The following is a 16,767-nucleotide window of genomic DNA, read 5'->3' as shown; positions in this document are numbered from 1 at the left end:
CTAGCTGTCGACGCGAGCGAGCACGCAGCGGCACCCCGGGTGCGCTGGCGGATGCACGTGCCCGGTCGGGAAGGCGTCGCCCGCGCCCACCACGCCGCCCAGCGCGTTGTCCTCGGCGTCAGGGCACGCCGGCCCGTTCGGGTCGACGAGCCAGCACACTCGGGCTTCCGGGGCAAGCGCCGCGTAGGCGCCGCGTCCATACGCCATCCGGGCGATGTCGTCGACCTGTTCGTCGATGCGCTGCGTCTTCCACTCGCGGTAGACCGCGCGCACCAACCCGACCAGCACGTCGTTGGAGCCCGCCGCCTGCTCTGCACACTCGGCGAGACGCTCACGCAGCGGCCGCACGACATCGGAGATGATCGCCTCGGTGACCCCGCCCAGCGCTCCGTCGCGGCCGATCGCCTTGCGCAGGTCACGCGTCGGCTCGTCGGACAGCGACGCCGCGCCGGCCATCGCCGCGTCGACGATCTCCGCGTCGATCACCGCCCGGTAGCGCTCGCCGTGTTCGGCCTCGGCGGGCACGATGGCGTCGAGGGTGGTGACCGGTTCCTTGCGCCGCAGCACGTCGAGCACGTCGTTCTGCTCGTCGGCGAGCGCACGCTTCAGCTTGCGCCCGATGGCGAGGATCAACGGCACGAGCGCCTCGTCGCGCCGCGCGAACGGTGTGTCGGCTACTTCTGGCTGTGCCTCGGAGATGTGTTCGGCGCCGGTAGGCGCGTCGCTGCGCGACTCGGCATCGCGGGCGGCGAGCTGCTCGCTCGCTGCGCGGAGCTTGGCGAACAGGTCGTCCACCCGCGGCTTGTGCTCTTCGACCTCTCCCGCGAAGAGGGCGACCACCGTCGCCGGCGTGCGCTCGTCATCATCGTCGGACAGCTCGTCGTCGAGGATCTCGTCGTCGTCGTCCTCGTCGATCGCGAGATCGTCGTCGTTGTGGCGGTCCGCGGCTCCGCCCAGGTGCTGCTCCGGACGGCGCAGTTCCACCACCTGGCCGAGCTCGGCGTCGGCGTCGGCGTCGGCGTCGGGTTCGACCGCCGATTCGACCGGCGAGTCGGCTTCGGCCCCAGCCTCCGGTTCGGAATCCGGTTCGGCATCGCCGGCCACCGCGTCGGTTGGCTCCGCCTCGATCTCTGGTTCCGGCGCAACGATGTCGTCCAGCGAGGCCGCGCCGTCGAACAGCTCGACGTCGACGACAACCTCCGCGGGGCCATGCTCGTTCGGCGATGGGCTCGCGGCATTCGGAACGTAGATCGGCACCGGGCCAGTCGTCGGTGACAGGTTCACGAACTCGGGGGGCTCGTCACCGAGCGCTCCGAGCTCTCCGACCACGTCGACGGCCGCCAACCGTGCACGCTCGAACGCTTGCAGCAGCCGATCGCGGCCGTGGACGAGCTGCTCGATCTGCTGGCGGGCGAGCTCGCGCCGGCGGGCGACGTCGGCCAGCACCTTCTCCCTGTACTCGCGTGCCTCGTTGACCATCTCCCGGCCATGCTGCTTCGCGCTCTCCAGCTCCACCTCCGCGTCGGCGGAGGTGTCCTGGCGGCGGCGAGCCGCGTCGAGCTCGGCCTCCTCACGTACGCGGGCGGCTTCGTCGGTGGCTTCGCGCAGCAGCCGCGCGGCAGCGTCTTCTGCGCGTGAGCGGATCTGCAAGGCGGCCTCGCGGGCAGTCTGCACGATGCGGGCGGTCTCCTCGCCGAGCATCGTGAGCACGGTGTCCTCGTCGAGCTGAGCCGGCGCCATCGCGCCGCGATCGCGCACCGCCTGCAGCTCGCGCTCCAAGAACTTCTCCCGCTCGACGAGCCGACCGAGCTCGGCCGATACCGCTCGCAGGAAGTCACGCACCTCGGTCGGGTCGAATCCGCGACGCGACGTCGCGAACGTTGCCGACGCAATCGCCGCAGGCGACGACGGGTCGGGGCGTGAGAACGAAATCGCCATTCGCGCCAGCGTAGGTTCGCGGGGCGCGGAATTGGTGGCAATCAGGTCTGGGGCGAGGCCGCGTCCTCCGGCAGCGGGTCGCCACCATGGTCGGCCAGCGCGGCGAGGGCCTCGTCGATGTTCGCGACGGTGACGATCTCGACGTCGGGGCCGGCTACCTCTCGGGCGCGCTCGATCTCGGCCTCGTCCTGCCCAGACGGCACGAGGAACAGAGTCGCGCCAGCACGCCGCACAGCGTCGGCCTTCTGCACCAACGCGCCGATCGCGCCCACGGCGCCTTCCTCGTCGATCGTGCCGGTGGCCACCACACGGACGTCGCCGGTCAGCTCCCCCGGCGTGAGCTCGTCGATCAGGGCGAGCGTGAACGCCAGCCCCGCCGACGGCCCGCCGATCCGGTCGGTGTCGATGTTCACGTCGGCAGGCACCTCGACCGTACGCGTGTCGCGGGGCATGAACCCGATGATCGTGCGCTCGGCGTCGTCGGGAGCTGCGATCAGCTCCACCTCCACCTCGCGCTCGGCCCCGCCGTCGGCCGAGGTCACGGTGAGCGAGAGCAGCTCGCCGGGCTCACGCCCCTCCAGCGCGGCGGCCAAGTCGTCGAGCAACGGCGTGTCGACGCCTTCCACGGCGACGATGGTGTCACCCACCTCGAGCACGCGGCACGCCCGCAGCGGCGGCGCGTCGTCGGGACAGGTGTCGGACCCGAACGAGCCGACCTGCGCCGGGCCTGGCAAGAGCTCGGCATCCATCCCGACGGTGGAGAACGCGACGTACTCGGCGATCTGCTTCGAAGTCGTCATCGCGCCGAGGCTGATCTCGCGCTGCTGCTCGGGGTTGCAGTCGCCGAAGCGCTGCTCGCAGGTCAAGACGTCGACCACCGGGTCGATCCACCCCATGATCGCCTGCAGGCCGGTGATCCGCGCGCCCGACGCCGTCACGAAGAACACGCCCTCTGCCGGCTCGAACGTGTCGATCTCGGCCACGTCGAGCCGAGGCGACACCTCCTCGGCCGAACCGGGGGCGGACTGGTAGCGCTGGAGCGGCCACAGGCTGGCGGCAACGACGAACAGCACCACCAGTGCGGCGATGGTCACCAGGCACGCCCCGACGATGTTCGCCCAAGTCCCGGGCAAGACCGTCGTCGACAACGAGTCGTCGCCACCAGGTTCGGGCATCGATGCACCGACCGCCCGCCCCGGGTCGGGGGGCGGAAGTACGCTCTCGGGTGTCGTGTCGATCACCGATCTCTCCATCCGCGTCGGTTGGCTGGCCGCACTGGCGGTGCTGGCACTGCTGCTCGCCGGCCGCCGCAAGCCTGTCAGAGCTTGGCGTCGCGCACCACGCAGCCCCCGGCGCCAGATGCCCGCCATCCCGGTCGAGCACGCGCCGACGTCGTTGCACCGTCAGGCCGGGATCTTCCGGCGGGTGTTCGACGTCGCCGCGCTCGCCGTGATCGCGGTCGCCGGGGGAGCACTCGCGGCGCTCGTCATCTCCGCGGGCGTGGCCTGGATGGTGACGACGCTGACCGGCATGCTGTCGTGACCGAGCCCGGCCCGACCGGCGCCGAGAATCCGCGGCCGGACGCCTCCACCCGGCGCCGGGCCGCCGCACTCGCCGGCCATCTCGGCGACGAGCCCGCCGCACGTGCTGCCCTCGACGACCCCGATGGCGACGTCCGTGCCACGGCGCTCGGCGCCATCGCGCGAATGGGGGCGCTGCTCCCCGTCGACCTGCAAGCCGGACTCGCCGACGGAGACGCTGCGGTTCGCCGGCGCGCGGCCGAGATCGCCGCGACCCACCCCGACGCCGACCTGCTCGGCGTCCTGCACGACGACGACCCGACGGTGGTCGAAGTCGCGGCGTGGGCCTGCGGCGAACACGAGCGCGTGAGCGTCGAGGTGCTCACCCGGCTCGTCGATCTCGCCACAGGGCACCCAGACGCGCTCGTGCGGGAGGCCGCCGTGGCCGCGCTCGGTGCGATCGGCGACCAGGCCGGGCGGGCGGCGATCCTCTCCGCCTGTGCCGACAAGCCGGCCGTGCGCCGGCGCGCCGTGCTTGCGCTCGCCTCCTTCGACGGAGACGAGGTCGAGGACGTGTTGCAGAGAGCGCTGCACGACCGCGACTGGCAGGTGCGCCAGGCAGCCGAGGACCTGCTCGGCTGGCGGGCCGACCCCTAACCCGCGCGCGGCCGCCGGCTGGCGTCAGCTGCGGTCAGCTGCCGTAGCTGCGGAGGGTACGCCGAAGGTGGTCGAGGCTGTCGGACAAGCCACCGGGCCGGCTGCGCGCCAGCCACGCCGCTTCCTGGGCCTCGATCAGGCCGGTCAGGTCGGCGTCGAGCGCGGTGTTGTCGCAGACGGGCCGGCCGGCGGCGCCGAGGAGCCGCCAGGCACCGTGACGGGCAAGGCCGGCGGCGGTGGTCAGCTCGGCAACCACCTGCTCGCCGTCGACGCAACCGGGCCGCGCCCGGGGCAGCTCGCCGATCACAGCGTCGATCTCGGCCACGACGGCGGCAACGGCGTCGGGGTCTGAATCGCCCGAGACGAAGTGGAACTGGAACGGGCAAAGGGCGGCCTGCAGCGGGCTGCCGTTGAAGCTGCGCTTCCCTGTCTTCCCCCAGAGGGTGCCCAGCCGGTCGAGGGCGCCGCCGAGCACGCGTTCGTCGTCGGCGAACACGTAGGTGTCGAGGACGGCCGCCAGGTCGAGGTCGGCGTTCGACTCCGGACACCAGGCAACGGCACCGGCATAGACGATCGGGCCGAAGCTGATCGCCGGCGGCTGGAGGTGGCCGTTGTCGCCCCAGTCAGTGAGCAGAAGTCCCGTCGCACCTCGGGCCACCCCGACGCGGGCGGCGTCGAGGATGTTGGCGACGGCGTTGTCGATCCGCCCGACCAGCGAGTTCCACGACGACGTGCCCGGGCACACCCAGTACGGGAAGCCGGCATCGACGAACGGAGCGACGTTGGCCTCGAACCCGTTGTGGCCGCCGAGGTCGACGCCGAGCGCGTCGACGATCGACGCCACCGCGGCCGGTAGCTCCGGCATCCGGTCGAGTGAGCCGGGCGCCTCGTAGGTCCAGGCCAGCGCCGTGAGATCGCCGGCAGGCAGTGTGGCCACCAGATCGGGGTGCGAGCGAAGGATGTCGCCCCAGAACAGCACGGGACGGCCCTCGGCGACCAGCGGAGCGACGATGCGGGAGAGGTGCTCGGCGTACACGGCGCCCTTGCCCCGCGAGGTGACCGCCGCGGCACTGGCGCCCCGCCCGAGCTCGAAGACTTCGTCACAGCCGATGTTCACGGTGCGGCTCGTGAGGCACGCGGCCTGCTCACGCACCAGCCGCACGGCGAACTCGGCGTTGGCCGGCGTAGGCGCCAGCATCATCGGCGGCAGGGTCAGACCGGGCACCAGCTCGACACCGCCCGGACACTCGGCACGGCCGGCGTGGCCCGGCGACTTCAACCACCGCTCCATGTGCCCGAACGTGTTCTGGTTGGCGACCAGCTCGATGCCCGCCGCCGCGCAGATGGCGTCCAGCCACCGCAGGTCGTCGGCGTCGAGCGGCGACGCCTCGCCCCACACCGCGTCCTCACCCTGGTAGGCGAAGGTGTGCTCGACGTACAGCTCGAGGTGGTTGAAGCGGGCCAGGGCGAGCAGCGCCACCAGCCGTTCGAGCGTGGCCCGGGTCGGCACCCGATCGCGACTGACGTCCAGCATGTACCCCCGCACGGCGAGGCTCGGGTGGTCCTCGGCCAGCAGGCACGGCAGCCGTCCGCCGCACTGGGACCGCACCTGGTCGAGCAACGCGTCGGCGTGGCGACGGCCGGCGGCGTCGGCGTGGACCACATCCACGCCAGCCGGACCGGCCTCCACCCGGTAACCCTCCCGCGGCACCGAGTCGGCACGGTGATAGCGGACGTCCTCACCCGCCCACTCGCCGCCCGAGAGGTCGAGCGAGCGCGGACGGGGCAGCAGGAGCAGCTCTTCGGCTGTCACAAATCGAAGCGATACACGTTGGTGTCGCGCTGGACGAACCCGAGACGCCGGTACAGGCGGTTGGCGGCCTCGCGTGAGGGACGCGAGGTGAGATCGACCGTCTTCGCGCCCTTCTGCCGGGCGAGCTCGATCGCGAAGCGGTTCAGTGCTTCGCCCACTCCCTTGCCGCGCACCGCCTCGTCGACAACTACGTCTTCGATCCACGCCCTCACTCCCGTGGGGATACGGAACGTGACGAGCGTGAGCGTGCCGCAGATGCTGTCGCCGTCGTACGCGACGAGCACGTCCGACGCCGCAGAGTCGACCATCTCGGACAGTTCGTCCGGCGTCGGCGGGGCACTCGACCGGGAGAGCTGGCGAACGAGGCGTCCGAAGGCCTCGACGAGCTCGGGACCGGCTGCGTCTGCCACCTCGATGCGCACGTCGCTCACGGGCGCCGAGGGTACCTAGAGTCACGTCGTGCCCACGACCCCGCGCTGGACCCATGTCGCGCTGCCGGTGAACGACATCTCGGCCTCCGTCGCGTGGTACGAGTCGTTCACGCCCCTCCGCGCGCTGGACGTCCGTCGCGACGGAGACGGAGACGCCGCCTGGCTCGGCCATCCGGAACCGACCGACACTCCGTTCATCCTCGTGCTCGTCAGCTTCGACGCCACGAAGGGGACGCCGCAGCGTCAGCTCGGCCCATTCGGCCACCTGGGCATCGAGCTGCCCACGAAGGCCGAGGTCGACGCGGTGGCTGAGCGGGCCCGTGCCGCGGGTTGCCTCGAGTGGGAGCCCGCTTGGTGGCCGCCCCCTGTCGGCTACGTGTGCAGCGCTCTCGACCCGGACGCCAACTTGGTGGAGTTCTCGTTCCAACAAGGTGTGGAGGACAAGGTGCACGAAGTCTGGGGAAGGCCGACCGAGCAATGACCGATCTCGCGGCGTTGTCCCGCCTGTCACGCACCCTCGGCCAGGTGATCGAACCGATCGCCGGACAGGTCTACTTCTCGCCCGAATGTCACGCGAACTACGTCGGCCTCGGCTTCGCGCCGAGCCCGGGATCGTCGTCCGCAGGTGTGGCGATGCCGGAGATGGACTCGTACTTCACGAGCCGCGGCTCGGTGATGGGCCAGGTGCCCGGCGAGGTCGTCGCGGCGACCTTCGCGGTGTTCAACCCCGACATCGTCGTGCCCGCCGTGACCCGCGGCTGGAAGCTGACCGACGCCCGCAGCATCTGTGCCGCGCGTGACGCCGGCGCGATCGGCCAACTCGAACGGATCCTCGGTCCGAGCCCCGACGGCGTGCAGCGGGCGCGCGAGCTGCTGCAACGCACGGCGGGCGCGCTGCGCCCGGAGGGCCGGCCGCTGTACGCCGGGCTGCTGTCGCAGTCGACGCCGGCGACCGAGCTCGGAGCCACATGGCGTCTCGGCGACATGCTGCGCGAGTACCGCGGCGACGCCCACACCGCAAGTTGGACCTCGGCCGGGTTCGAGGCCACCGAGATCGGGCTGCTGTCCGAGCTGTACTGGGGACTGCCGATGCGCTCGTACTCACGCACCCGCGGGTGGACCAACGAGCAGTTCGACGCCGCCGCCGAGCGTCTCGCCGCGCGGGGCCTGGTGGGCGACGCGGCGTTGACCGACGAGGGACGGCGCGTGCGCGAAGAGATCGAGCTGGCTACCGACCTGCAGATGCGGGCGGCCGTCGAGGCGCTCGGCGACGACTGCGACGAGCTGTTCGCGATCCTCGCGCCGTGGGCAGACGCGGTCCGCGCCGCCCACGGCTATCCGGCTGCCGGACCGCAGGACCTCGCCGAAGCGGCGCGCCGCAGACCCTGACTCCCCCTGGCGATAGCCTCGCCCCGATGCCCTCTACGGAGCACGTTCGCTGGATCGATCGGCCCGAGCTGCGCCATCCGGCCGTGGTCGCCGCGTTCACCGGCTGGAACGACGCCGGCGAGGCCGCCAGCGGTGCCGTGCAGCACCTCGTCGAACGCTGGGGCGCCCGCGCCCTGGCCGAGATCGACCCGGAGGAGTTCACCGATTTCGCCACGGTCCGCCCCCACGTGCGCCTCACCGAGGACCGGACGCGCCACATCGTGTGGCCGACCGTCGGTTTGTGGAGCGTGAGCACACCGGGGGCCGACGTGATCCTGGTGCTCGGGCCCGAGCCCGCCCTGCGTTGGCGTCTGTTCACCGACCAGATCGTCGGCGTCGCCGAGGCGTACCGCGCGTCGATGGTGCTCACCCTCGGCGCCCTGCTCGCCGACGTCCCCCACCGCAGCCACGTGCAGGTCATCGGTACCGCCAGCGACCAGGCGATGATCGACCGCTACGACCTGCAGCGCAGCCGCTACGAAGGCCCCACCGGCATCGTCGGCGTCCTGCACCAAGCGTGCACGAGCGCCGGTCTCGCCTCGGCAAGCCTGTGGGCCGCGGTGCCGGCCTATGCGTCGCAGGTGCCCTCGCCGAAGGCCGCCGCAGCCCTGATCGAGCGGGCGGCCACCCTCGTCGGTTCCCCCGCACCGCTCGCCGAGCTGCTCGCCGAGGTCGACGAGTACGAAACGCGCGTCGACTCCCTCGTCGACGACGACGAAGACCTCGCCGGCTACGTGCGCAGGCTGGAGACGATGTCCGACGACGACGATGACGACGACCGTGAACTCGCCGACTACAACGCCGATTACGCGGTCGACGACGACGACCTCGACGCGGACGAAGACTCAGGCGACGAGCGGTCGCTGATGGACGAGATCGAGGGCTTCCTGCGCGACCAGCGCGACGGTCACGGCGACTGAGCAGCGCGCCAGATCGGGTCACGCGGCGGGTCGAACGACGCGGGCACACACTCGCCGTCGATCGCGGCGAACGCGAGCGGCCCCCACCACTGGGCGCCGGCGGTGGGCCAGGGCAGCTCGTCACGTCCGAACCATCCGACGTTGCTCGTCTCGAGCGGGTGATGGCGCAGCTCGCCCCCCGTGGCCCGGCAGTGGAAGAGCAGCATGTACATGCCGAACCGGGTGAAGCCCATCCGCAACCCGTCGATGACGCCGAGAAGCTGCACTGGCTCGCACTCGATGCCGGTCTCCTCGAACACCTCCTTCAGCGCCACCTCCGCGGGTGAGTAGCCGATGTCGGCCCAGCCGGTCGGGTACAACCACACCCCCGAGTCGGCGCGCTGCACGAGCAGGATCTGTCCCTCGTCGTCGCCGACGATCGCGCCGACGGCCACCTTGGGGGTGACGTAGCCGGGCACACCCTCGCCGACGGACTCCATCCACTCCTGCACGAAGTGGTCCTTCTCGCGGCGCACCTCTAGGGCCTCGTCGGCAGCCGCCTTCAGGTCGGCGGCGACGTGGAGCACCTCTTCGAACCGTTCCCGCTCGTAGAGGCTCTGCGTGAAGCCGAGCCCGGTGCGGGCGATGCCGGCCAGCGTCTCGCTCCACCGGATCAGGTCGCGGGTGAAGTCCTGCGGCGATGCGTCGCTCACGACCGCGAACCTACCCCGGCGCGGTCACGGGCCGATCTGGTCGCTCAGCGCGTGGAGCAGGGCCCGCTCCAGCTCTGCCCGGTGGAAGGGATCGGTCAACTTATCCCCGGCCCAAGTCCGCACGTAGAAGGAGTCGACCACCTCGTCGCCGAGCGTCTGCACCTTGGCATGGCGGATGTCGAGCCCCAGCTCGGCGAGGGCTTTCGTCACCCGGTACAAGACGCCGACCCGGTCGGGTGCGCGCACCTCTACAACGCTCGCGTTCGACGACGCCTCGTCGTCGACGACGACGCGAGGTGGGGCGAGGTCGCCGGCCGAGCTGCGCCGGCCGCCGCGGTACGTCGCCGCCCGCTCGGCCAGGCGGGCCTCGATCGCGAGCTCACCGCCAAGGGCGCGACGCATGTTGGTCTCGATCGGCTGCCAGTCGATGCCGTGGGCAGGAACGGCGACGCGGAATTGCGACGCCGCCATCCCGCCCTCGTCGGAATGCGCCTGCGCGTCGAGCACACCGAGCCCGTGCAGCGTCAGTACGCCGGCGATCCTGCTGAACGTGCCCGGCCGGTCTGGGGTGACGACGGTGATCCGGTCGTCGGTGACGCTCACCTCGGTGCGCCCCTCGGCCATCGTTGCCAGCACCTCGGGCGAGGGGAAGAGCCGCCAGACCGCATCGCGCACGTCACCGCCGCCGACCACCACCCGCACCCGGTCGACGAGGTCCTCCACCAGCTCGGCCTTCCAGCTGCCCCATGCGGAGGGGCCCGTGGCCAGGCTGTCGGCCTCGGTCAGCGCGTGCAGCAGGTCGAGCACGCCCGCCGAGCCGACCGCCGCCGCGACGGCAGAGATCGTCGACCGGTCGGACAGGTCACGGCGCGTCGCGACGTCGGGCAGCAGCAGGTGGTGCTGGACGAGAGCGACCAGCACCTCGACGTCTTCGGGGGGCAGGCCGAGGCGCGGGCCGATGCGGCGCACCAGCGCCATGCCCGCGTCGGTGTGGTCTCCCGGGTAGCCCTTGCCGAGGTCGTGCAGCAGCGCGCCGAGCACGAGGAGATCTGGGCGGCGGACTCGTTCGGCGAGCTCTGCTGCGTTCGCGGTCGCTTCCCAAAGGTGCCGGTCCACGGTGAACCGGTGGTACGCGTTGCGCTGGGGCCGGCTGCGCACCGGCGCCCACTCCGGCAACAGCTTCACCATCAGCCCGCGCTGGTCGAGTGCTTCGAGCACAGGGATCGCCTGGTGACCGGTGAGCAGCAGGGCGACCAACTCGTCGACCGCACCCGCGGGCCAGGGGGTGGGGAACGACGCCCCGAGCTCCGCGAGGCGATCGAGCGCCTCCCGGTCGATCCGCACGCCCAGCCGGGCCGCCGCCGCGCCGACGCGGAGAACGAGTGTCGGGTCCGCCGCGGGGTCGGCGGAATCGGTCAGGTGCACCTCGCCGCGGCGTAGCTCGACGCCGGGCGCCACCAGCCGCGGCGGCGGGTGCGGCGCCTGCTCCACCTCGACCCGGCCCCACACCTCGTCGGTCACCCAGGCGATCGTGCGCCCCGCCGCCGAGATCGCCGCCATCAACGCGTCGGCCGTGCGGTACCCGCAGGCGCGGGCGACGGCATCCTGGTCCTCCAGGTGCAGCACCTCGCCGGCGCGGCGGGTGTGACGGTGCAGGGCGACCCGCACCGACACCAACACGTCCTGCCCTGCGTCGAGCGCCGCGCGGTCCTCCTTCGACACCTGCAGCCCGGCGGCTTCGGCCCACGCGATCGAGTGGACGTCACGCAGCCCGCCGTAGCCCTCCTTCAGGTTCGGTTCGAGCAAGAACGCGACCTCACCGTTCGCCTGCTGTCGCTCGACGACCCGACGATGGAGCTCACGCAGGCGGGCCCTGCCCCGTGTTCGCCACGTGCTCGTGGCCGAATCGTGAAGCCGCTCCACGAGCTGGGCGTCGCCGGCGATGCGGCGCATGTGCAGCAGCGCGGTCGCCGTGTCGAGCTCAGACGACGCGAGCTGCAGCACCTGTTTCGGCGTGGCTACGGAGTGCCCGAGCTTGATCCCCGCATCCCACACGGGGTACCAGATGCGCCTCGCCAGCTCGTCGATGCTGCGCTCGCCGGCATGCAGCAGCAGCAGGTCGAGGTCGCTGAACGGGGCCAGCTCGGCCCGGCCGTAACCGCCGAGAGCGACGAGCGCCACCGCCTTCGACGGGGCGACGTCGTGCACCGCGGACTCGAACACACCCGCCAACCATGCGTCCGTGGCCGCCGACAACTCCCGGCACAGCCCGACGCCGCGCAGGCGATGATCGCCGAGCACCGCTTCGCGCCGGGAGAAGCCATGGAGGATCGGCTGCTGGGCCACGACTGCCGAGTCTCGCAGGTGGCGGTCGGGAAGCCTTGTTGCGACCACAGAGAGTGACGTAAAGTTCACCTTGCATGGTGGGAGAAGGCATCCTGGGCGCCGCCACGCCCGACGCGGCGCGGCATGGCTCTGCCCGCGCGCCCCAACCTCTGAACGATGCCGAGATGCTCGGCGTGCTCGAGCAGCTGAGCGACCTCGTCCTCGTCGTCGATCCCGACGGCACCATCGCGTGGGCCAACGAGCGCGCGGAGCAACGCACCGGATGGAGCCGGGCGGAGTGGCTCGGTCGCAGCGCGCTCGACCTCGTGCACCCCGACGACGTACCTCTCGTGCTGGTGTCGCTCGAGTCCATGACGCAACGCGCCGACACCGGTCTGCTGATCGACGTGCGCGTCGCCGACGCGCAAGGCGGGTGGCATCACTACGAGCTCCGTGGCGCGCCGGCGCCGGGAGGCCGCATCACGATCGTCGCCCGTGACGTCACCGACCGCCGCTCGCTGGAGCTCTCCGGCGACGACGACGCCCGGTTCCGGGCGATGGTGCACTACTCGGCCGCACTCACCATCTTGGTGGACGGCACCGGGCACGTGATCACCGCGAACGGCGCGATCACCCGCTTGCTCGGCCTCGACCCCGAGCTGGTCGGCGGACGGCTGTTGACCGAACTCGCCGACGACTCGGCCTCGCCCACGTTCGGGCTCGATCTCGCCCGGGCGCTGCTCGCCCCGCGGGCGGTGATCGAGACCGCGTTCCCAGGGCCCGATGGCCACCTCGTGCACGTCGAGTTCCATTCCGTGAACCTGCTCGACGACCCCGTCGTCCGCGGGGTGATCCTCTCCGGCCACGACGTCACCCAGCTCGTCGAGGTTCGCCGCACGCTGGAAGACCTCGCCAACCGCGACACGCTGACCGGACTCGCCAACCGCGAGGCCTTGGCCAGGCGGCTGGAGCAGATGCTCGCCGACCCGACGGTGGCCGACGAGTCGGCGGTGCTGTTCTGCGACCTCGACCGCTTCCGCCCCGTGAACGAGCTGTACGGCCACGAGACCGGTGACGCGCTGCTCGTCGAGGTCGCCGCGCGCATCAGGCGCGCCGTCCCCCAGGACGCTCTGGTGGCGCGCTTTGGCGCCGACGAGTTCGTCGTCGCGCTGAGCGGGGTCGGCTCCTACGGAGCCGTCGCCTCCCTGGCCGCCCGCGTGGAGCGCATGGTGAGCGGACCTGCGCAACTCGGGCGATCGAACGTCCCCGTACGGATCTCGGTCGGCTTCGCGCTTACCCGCGGCCGAACTGCAGAACAGGTGCTCGCGGATGCCGACGCGTCGATGAACGTCGTCAAGTCCGCCCGCCGAGGTGGGCGCGCCCCCGAGCTGCTGCCCGCCGCGAGACGGTGGATCGCCGACGAGCTGCCCCGTGCCATCGAGCGCCGGGAGCTGGTCGTGCACTATCAGCCGGTGATCAGGGCCTCCACCCGCGCCCTCGCCGGCTTCGAGGCGCTCGTACGCTGGCGACATCCCGACCGCGGCCTGATCCCTCCGCACGGCTTCGTGGCGGTCGCCGAGGACGCGGGGCTCGCCACCGCGCTCGGCGAGCTCGTCCTTGCCGACGCGATCGACCTGCTGCGGGCGACGAACGACTCCATGCCGCAGTTGTTCGTCAGCTCGAACCTGTCGTCGGGTCAGCTGCACGACCCCCACCTTCCCGAGTGGATCGCGCGGAAGCTCCAAGAGGCGGGCGTCCCCGCGGAGCGGATGTGGGTCGAGATCACGGAGTCCGCGGCGCTGGACCAGGGCGGTGACGCAATCGTGGCGTCGACCGAGGTCGCAGTACGTGCGCTCGAAGCGTCCGGCGTGCAGATCGCCGTCGACGACTTCGGTACCGGCTACGCGTCGTTGATCCACCTCCGCCGATTGCCGGCGAACGTGTTGAAGATCGACCGCTCCTTCGTCACCGAGCTCGCCACCAGTTCGGCCGATACCGGCATCGTCCGCTCGATGGTCGTGCTCGGTCAGGTGCTCGGGATGTTGGTGGTCGCGGAAGGCGTCGAGACGGAGACCCAGGCGAACCTGCTGGAAGGCCTCGGCTGTGACTTCCTGCAGGGCTTCTTGTTCGGGCAAGCGACCCCGCGAGAGGACGTCATCGAATCGCTTCGGCGTTGACCACCTCCAAGCGGATCCGCTTGTTGCCCTTGCCCTTCGACTCCGTCTTGACGACGCGGATCCGGCCCACCTCCGCGGTGGAACGCACGTGGGTCCCGCCGTCGGCCTGCTTGTCGAGGCCGACGATGTCGACCACGCGGATCTCACGCACCGACTCGGGGATCATGTTCACCTTCGTGCGGATGAGGTCCTCGTCGTCGAGCGCGCTTGCGCGGGGAAGGAACGCGACTTCGATCGCCCGGTCGGCCGCCAGCTCCGCGTTGACCAGTGTCTCCACCCGCGCGGCGAAGCCTTCCGGGAGCGGGTCGAACTCGAAGTCCATGCGCGCGCTGAGCGGCTCCATGTTGCCGCCGGTGACCGGCACGTGCCACTCGTTCCAGATCACCCCGCACAGCACGTGCAGGGCGGAGTGCGTACGCATCAGCGCGTGGCGGCGCTCCCAGTCGAGCTCCCCGACGACCGCCTCGCCGATCGCCGGCAGGTCCGCTCCGGCTTCGACGCCGAGGGCATGCCAGACGACACCGCCCTCCTTGGTCACCGAAGCAACCGTGTGGCCGGCGAGCATGCCGGTGTCGTGGGGCTGTCCTCCCCCCGTCGGGTAGAAGGCGGTCCGGTCGAGGGCCAGCGCGCCGTCGCGGCGGTCGACCACGATCGCGTCGAAGCGCTGGAGATAGGCATCACGGAGGTACAGCAGCTCGGTCTCGGTCGCGTCCATCCGAGGAGTCTGCTACCGCCGAAGTGCGATATCTCGCGACACCCGTCTGCTCTGACGCGCCGCACTTCGTCGCGCGCCGCCTTAGAGTCCACTGCGATGAGCGGGCAGGCTCTACCGAGGTTCTGGACCCGCCGTGCCCGCCAGGCGGCGCTCGCGGCTGCCGCCGTACTCTCCGTCGCCGCCGCCGGATGCAGCGGCGACGACGAGTCCGCACCGACATCGACCGAGCCGCTGTCCACGACCACGACTCAGCCGCGGCTGTCCGACGGCGTGTTGCGGATCGGCGTGCTACTACCTCTCACCGGCGTCGGCGCCACCCTCGGTACGCCGCTCGTCGACATGGTCGAGAAGGCCGTCGGCCAGGTCAACGCGGCAGGTGGTGTACTGGGCAGTGACGTGCAGTACGTGGTGCGCGACGAAGGTCCAGACCTCGCCGCTGCCGACGCCGCGGCCACCGCGCTCGTCGAAGACGATGGGGTCGACGCCGTGATCGGCCCGGCGTCGTCACGAGTAGCGCTCAACGTGGTGCCCGGTCTCGTCTCGGCCGGCGTGCTCACCTGCTCGCCCACCGCCACTGCGGCGTCGCTCACCGATCTCCCCGACCAGGGTCTGTTCGTGCGCACGGTGGCGAGCGACAACCTCCAGGCCCTGGCGATGGCTGCAGCCGTGACCGGAACCGGGAAGCCGCTCGTCCTGCTCGTCTACCCCGACGACGCGTACGGGCGACGCTTCGCCCGGGCGCTGCGCGAAGACCTCGCCCGACCCGGTAACGGCCTGACGCTCGTCGCGGAGCTCGCCTACGACCCCGCCGACGAGGACTTCACCGCCGAGGTCGAGGCGTTGATGGCCGAACCGGTGGTGGTCGAGGCGTTGGAGCAAGGATCGCCCGAACCGGTGGTCGCTCTGGTCGGTGATGTCGATAGCGGAAGCCGGGTGCTGAGCGCCTTGCTCTCGACCCCGGCGCAGATCGAGGTCGTCGTCAACGACCAGCTCGTCAACGTCGACCTGGCGTCGCTTGTGGAGACCCACGGCGACCTCAGCGGGCAATTCATGAGGGTCGCGGTCAACGCCTACGACGGCAGCGCGCGGCTCGGCGAGCGCTTCGGCATCCCCGAGCCCGACGTGCCGCCGTTCGCTGCGGCCGCGACGGACTGCGTCGACCTGATCGCGCTCGGCGCAGTTCAGGCCGGATCCGACGATCCGGCCGAGATCGCCGCGCAACTCGCATCGATCAGCCGGGGCGGCACCGAGTGCGCAGACTTCGCCCAATGCCTGGTCCAGATCGGCAAGGAGAGCAACTTCGACTTCAACGGCTCGACCGGGCTGGCAGAGCTCGACGCCAGCGGCGACCAGCGCGCGGCGTGGTTCGTGCGGATTGCGATATCCGGCGGGGAGCCGAGGCGAAGCAGCTTCCGAATCCCCGCACCTTGAACCGGCGCTAGAGCAGCTCGGCAAGCTCGTCGGCGGTGACGACCGAACCGACGTAGAACGTGCCGAAATCGGCGAAGCGCGCCGAGGCCTCGTCGAAGCGCATCGTGTACACGACCTCTTTCAGGTCGTCGGGACGCTGCGCGAAGAGGGTCACGCCCCATTCGAAGTCGTCGATTCCGGTGGATCCGGTGACCACCTGCAGCACCCTGCCGGCGAACGTCCGACCAGAACGACCGTGCTCGTGCATCAGCTCGTTGCGCTCGTCGAAGGGCAACGTGAACCAGTTGGCGTGGGCCTCGCGCCGCTTGCTCATCGGGTAGAAGCAGAACGCCGGCTTCCCCGCAGGGGGAAGCTGGGGATACAGCCGGGCCTGCAGCATCTGCTCGGGCATGCCCTTCGCGTACTCGCTGACCTCGGTCAACGAGACGTAGCTGTCGACCACGTCGAGGCCGCAAGCCTGCACCGCGGACTGGAAGCGTCGCAAGTCGCGCCAATCCGGAGCCAGCGCCATCAGCGCAGCATCGGCCTTGTGTCCGAGCATCGAGGCGCACACCACCTGCGTCCCGGCTTCGATCGCGTCCTTCACCGCTGCCTGCAGCGCGGCGGCGTCGAACGACCCGGTGGGCTTGACGAACAGGTGAACGACGGCCAGGCCCACACTGGGGGCCACCGCGCCATCGGCCGGTGCGCGGTCGTGGGCGTCGGAGTGATCGGCCATCG

The 16,767-nt window shown here is 71.2% G+C and carries 15 protein-coding genes; 7 read left to right on the top strand and 8 right to left on the bottom strand.

Going from position 1 to position 16,767, the window contains the following annotated elements; genetic code table 11:
- Positions 1 to 1,938 carry a DivIVA domain-containing protein gene (locus tag IPM43_09340; GenBank protein QQS23654.1) on the bottom strand — a complete coding sequence of 646 codons (1,938 nt, stop codon included), beginning with the start codon at positions 1,936 to 1,938 and terminating at the stop codon, positions 1 to 3.
- 41 nt (positions 1,939 to 1,979) lie between these two features.
- Positions 1,980 to 3,113 carry a hypothetical protein gene (locus IPM43_09335; protein ID QQS23653.1) on the bottom strand — a complete coding sequence of 378 codons (1,134 nt, stop codon included), beginning with the start codon at positions 3,111 to 3,113 and terminating at the stop codon, positions 1,980 to 1,982.
- A gap of 55 nt (positions 3,114 to 3,168) precedes the next feature.
- On the opposite strand from IPM43_09335, the gene IPM43_09330 reads away from it, so the two are divergent.
- The gene (locus tag IPM43_09330; GenBank protein QQS23652.1) at positions 3,169 to 3,480 is read left to right on the top strand and encodes a hypothetical protein; all 312 of its coding nucleotides are present in this window, start codon (positions 3,169 to 3,171) and stop codon (positions 3,478 to 3,480) included.
- Positions 3,477 to 4,115, top strand: a complete 639-nt coding sequence (locus IPM43_09325) for a HEAT repeat domain-containing protein (GenBank protein QQS23651.1) — start codon at positions 3,477 to 3,479, stop codon at positions 4,113 to 4,115. The genes IPM43_09330 and IPM43_09325 overlap by 4 nt, the downstream gene beginning before the upstream one ends.
- A 34-nt stretch (positions 4,116 to 4,149) precedes the next feature.
- Here IPM43_09325 and IPM43_09320 read toward each other — a convergent pair whose 3' ends face one another.
- Together IPM43_09320 and IPM43_09315 are read right to left on the bottom strand one after the other, a co-directional pair.
- Positions 4,150 to 5,928, bottom strand: a complete 1,779-nt coding sequence (locus tag IPM43_09320; protein ID QQS23650.1) for a glycoside hydrolase — start codon at positions 5,926 to 5,928, stop codon at positions 4,150 to 4,152.
- Positions 5,925 to 6,350 (bottom strand): GNAT family N-acetyltransferase, encoded by a 426-nt coding sequence (locus IPM43_09315; GenBank protein ID QQS26409.1) that lies wholly within the window; start codon positions 6,348 to 6,350, stop codon positions 5,925 to 5,927. Before IPM43_09315 ends, IPM43_09320 begins: the two co-directional genes overlap by 4 nt.
- A 37-nt stretch (positions 6,351 to 6,387) precedes the next feature.
- On the opposite strand from IPM43_09315, the gene IPM43_09310 reads away from it, so the two are divergent.
- Genes IPM43_09310 through IPM43_09300 form a run of 3 tightly spaced genes read left to right on the top strand, consistent with a single transcriptional unit; the run spans position 6,388 to position 8,707 of the window.
- Positions 6,388 to 6,840 carry a VOC family protein gene (locus IPM43_09310; GenBank protein QQS23649.1) on the top strand — a complete coding sequence of 151 codons (453 nt, stop codon included), beginning with the start codon at positions 6,388 to 6,390 and terminating at the stop codon, positions 6,838 to 6,840.
- Positions 6,837 to 7,748, top strand: coding sequence for a hypothetical protein (locus tag IPM43_09305; protein ID QQS23648.1), 912 nt, complete (start codon positions 6,837 to 6,839; stop codon positions 7,746 to 7,748). The genes IPM43_09310 and IPM43_09305 overlap by 4 nt, the downstream gene beginning before the upstream one ends.
- Positions 7,749 to 7,774: 26 nt before the next feature.
- Positions 7,775 to 8,707, top strand: coding sequence for a PAC2 family protein (locus tag IPM43_09300; protein ID QQS23647.1), 933 nt, complete (start codon positions 7,775 to 7,777; stop codon positions 8,705 to 8,707).
- On the opposite strand, the gene IPM43_09295 is transcribed toward IPM43_09300, so the two are convergent.
- Positions 8,695 to 9,399, bottom strand: a complete 705-nt coding sequence (locus IPM43_09295; protein ID QQS23646.1) for an NUDIX hydrolase N-terminal domain-containing protein — start codon at positions 9,397 to 9,399, stop codon at positions 8,695 to 8,697. The two genes, IPM43_09300 and IPM43_09295, sit on opposite strands and share 13 nt — an antisense overlap.
- A gap of 24 nt (positions 9,400 to 9,423) precedes the next feature.
- On the bottom strand, positions 9,424 to 11,745 hold the full coding sequence (locus tag IPM43_09290; GenBank protein QQS23645.1) for a [protein-PII] uridylyltransferase: 2,322 nt from the start codon (positions 11,743 to 11,745) through the stop codon (positions 9,424 to 9,426).
- A 74-nt stretch (positions 11,746 to 11,819) separates the two neighbouring features.
- Between IPM43_09290 and IPM43_09285 the strand changes: the two genes are divergently transcribed.
- Positions 11,820 to 13,901 (top strand): EAL domain-containing protein, encoded by a 2,082-nt coding sequence (locus IPM43_09285; GenBank protein ID QQS23644.1) that lies wholly within the window; start codon positions 11,820 to 11,822, stop codon positions 13,899 to 13,901.
- On the opposite strand, the gene IPM43_09280 is transcribed toward IPM43_09285, so the two are convergent.
- Positions 13,879 to 14,616, bottom strand: coding sequence for an alanyl-tRNA editing protein (locus IPM43_09280; protein QQS23643.1), 738 nt, complete (start codon positions 14,614 to 14,616; stop codon positions 13,879 to 13,881). The two genes, IPM43_09285 and IPM43_09280, sit on opposite strands and share 23 nt — an antisense overlap.
- 96 nt (positions 14,617 to 14,712) lie before the next feature.
- Between IPM43_09280 and IPM43_09275 the strand changes: the two genes are divergently transcribed.
- On the top strand, positions 14,713 to 16,047 hold the full coding sequence (locus IPM43_09275) for an ABC transporter substrate-binding protein (protein QQS23642.1): 1,335 nt from the start codon (positions 14,713 to 14,715) through the stop codon (positions 16,045 to 16,047).
- Between the two features lie 7 nt (positions 16,048 to 16,054).
- Here the strand turns inward: IPM43_09275 and IPM43_09270 are convergent, their stop codons facing one another.
- Entirely contained in the window at positions 16,055 to 16,765 is a 711-nt protein-coding gene (locus tag IPM43_09270; GenBank protein QQS23641.1) for a chlorite dismutase family protein, read from the bottom strand.
- Positions 16,766 to 16,767: the final 2 nt, after the last annotated feature.

It is taken from the genome of Actinomycetota bacterium (assembly GCA_016700055.1).
Taxonomy (GTDB): Bacteria; Actinomycetota; Acidimicrobiia; order Acidimicrobiales; family Ilumatobacteraceae; genus Kalu-18.
The sequence above is the reverse complement of the archived record's forward strand: the minus strand, read 5'-3'. Positions and strand labels throughout refer to the sequence as shown.

Bases quoted from the DNA above. Each gene is read 5' to 3' on its own strand.
- IPM43_09300 (QQS23647.1), top strand. From the start codon at position 7,775: ATGCCCTCTACGGAGCACGTTCGCTGGATCGATCGGCCCGAGCTGCGC.
- IPM43_09270 (QQS23641.1), bottom strand. From the start codon at position 16,765: ATGGCCGATCACTCCGACGCCCACGACCGCGCACCGGCCGATGGCGCG.
- IPM43_09280 (QQS23643.1), bottom strand. From the start codon at position 14,616: ATGGACGCGACCGAGACCGAGCTGCTGTACCTCCGTGATGCCTATCTC.
- IPM43_09305 (QQS23648.1), top strand. From the start codon at position 6,837: ATGACCGATCTCGCGGCGTTGTCCCGCCTGTCACGCACCCTCGGCCAG.
- IPM43_09275 (QQS23642.1), top strand. From the start codon at position 14,713: ATGAGCGGGCAGGCTCTACCGAGGTTCTGGACCCGCCGTGCCCGCCAG.
- IPM43_09335 (QQS23653.1), bottom strand. From the start codon at position 3,113: ATGCCCGAACCTGGTGGCGACGACTCGTTGTCGACGACGGTCTTGCCC.
- IPM43_09285 (QQS23644.1), top strand. From the start codon at position 11,820: ATGGTGGGAGAAGGCATCCTGGGCGCCGCCACGCCCGACGCGGCGCGG.
- IPM43_09340 (QQS23654.1), bottom strand. From the start codon at position 1,938: ATGGCGATTTCGTTCTCACGCCCCGACCCGTCGTCGCCTGCGGCGATT.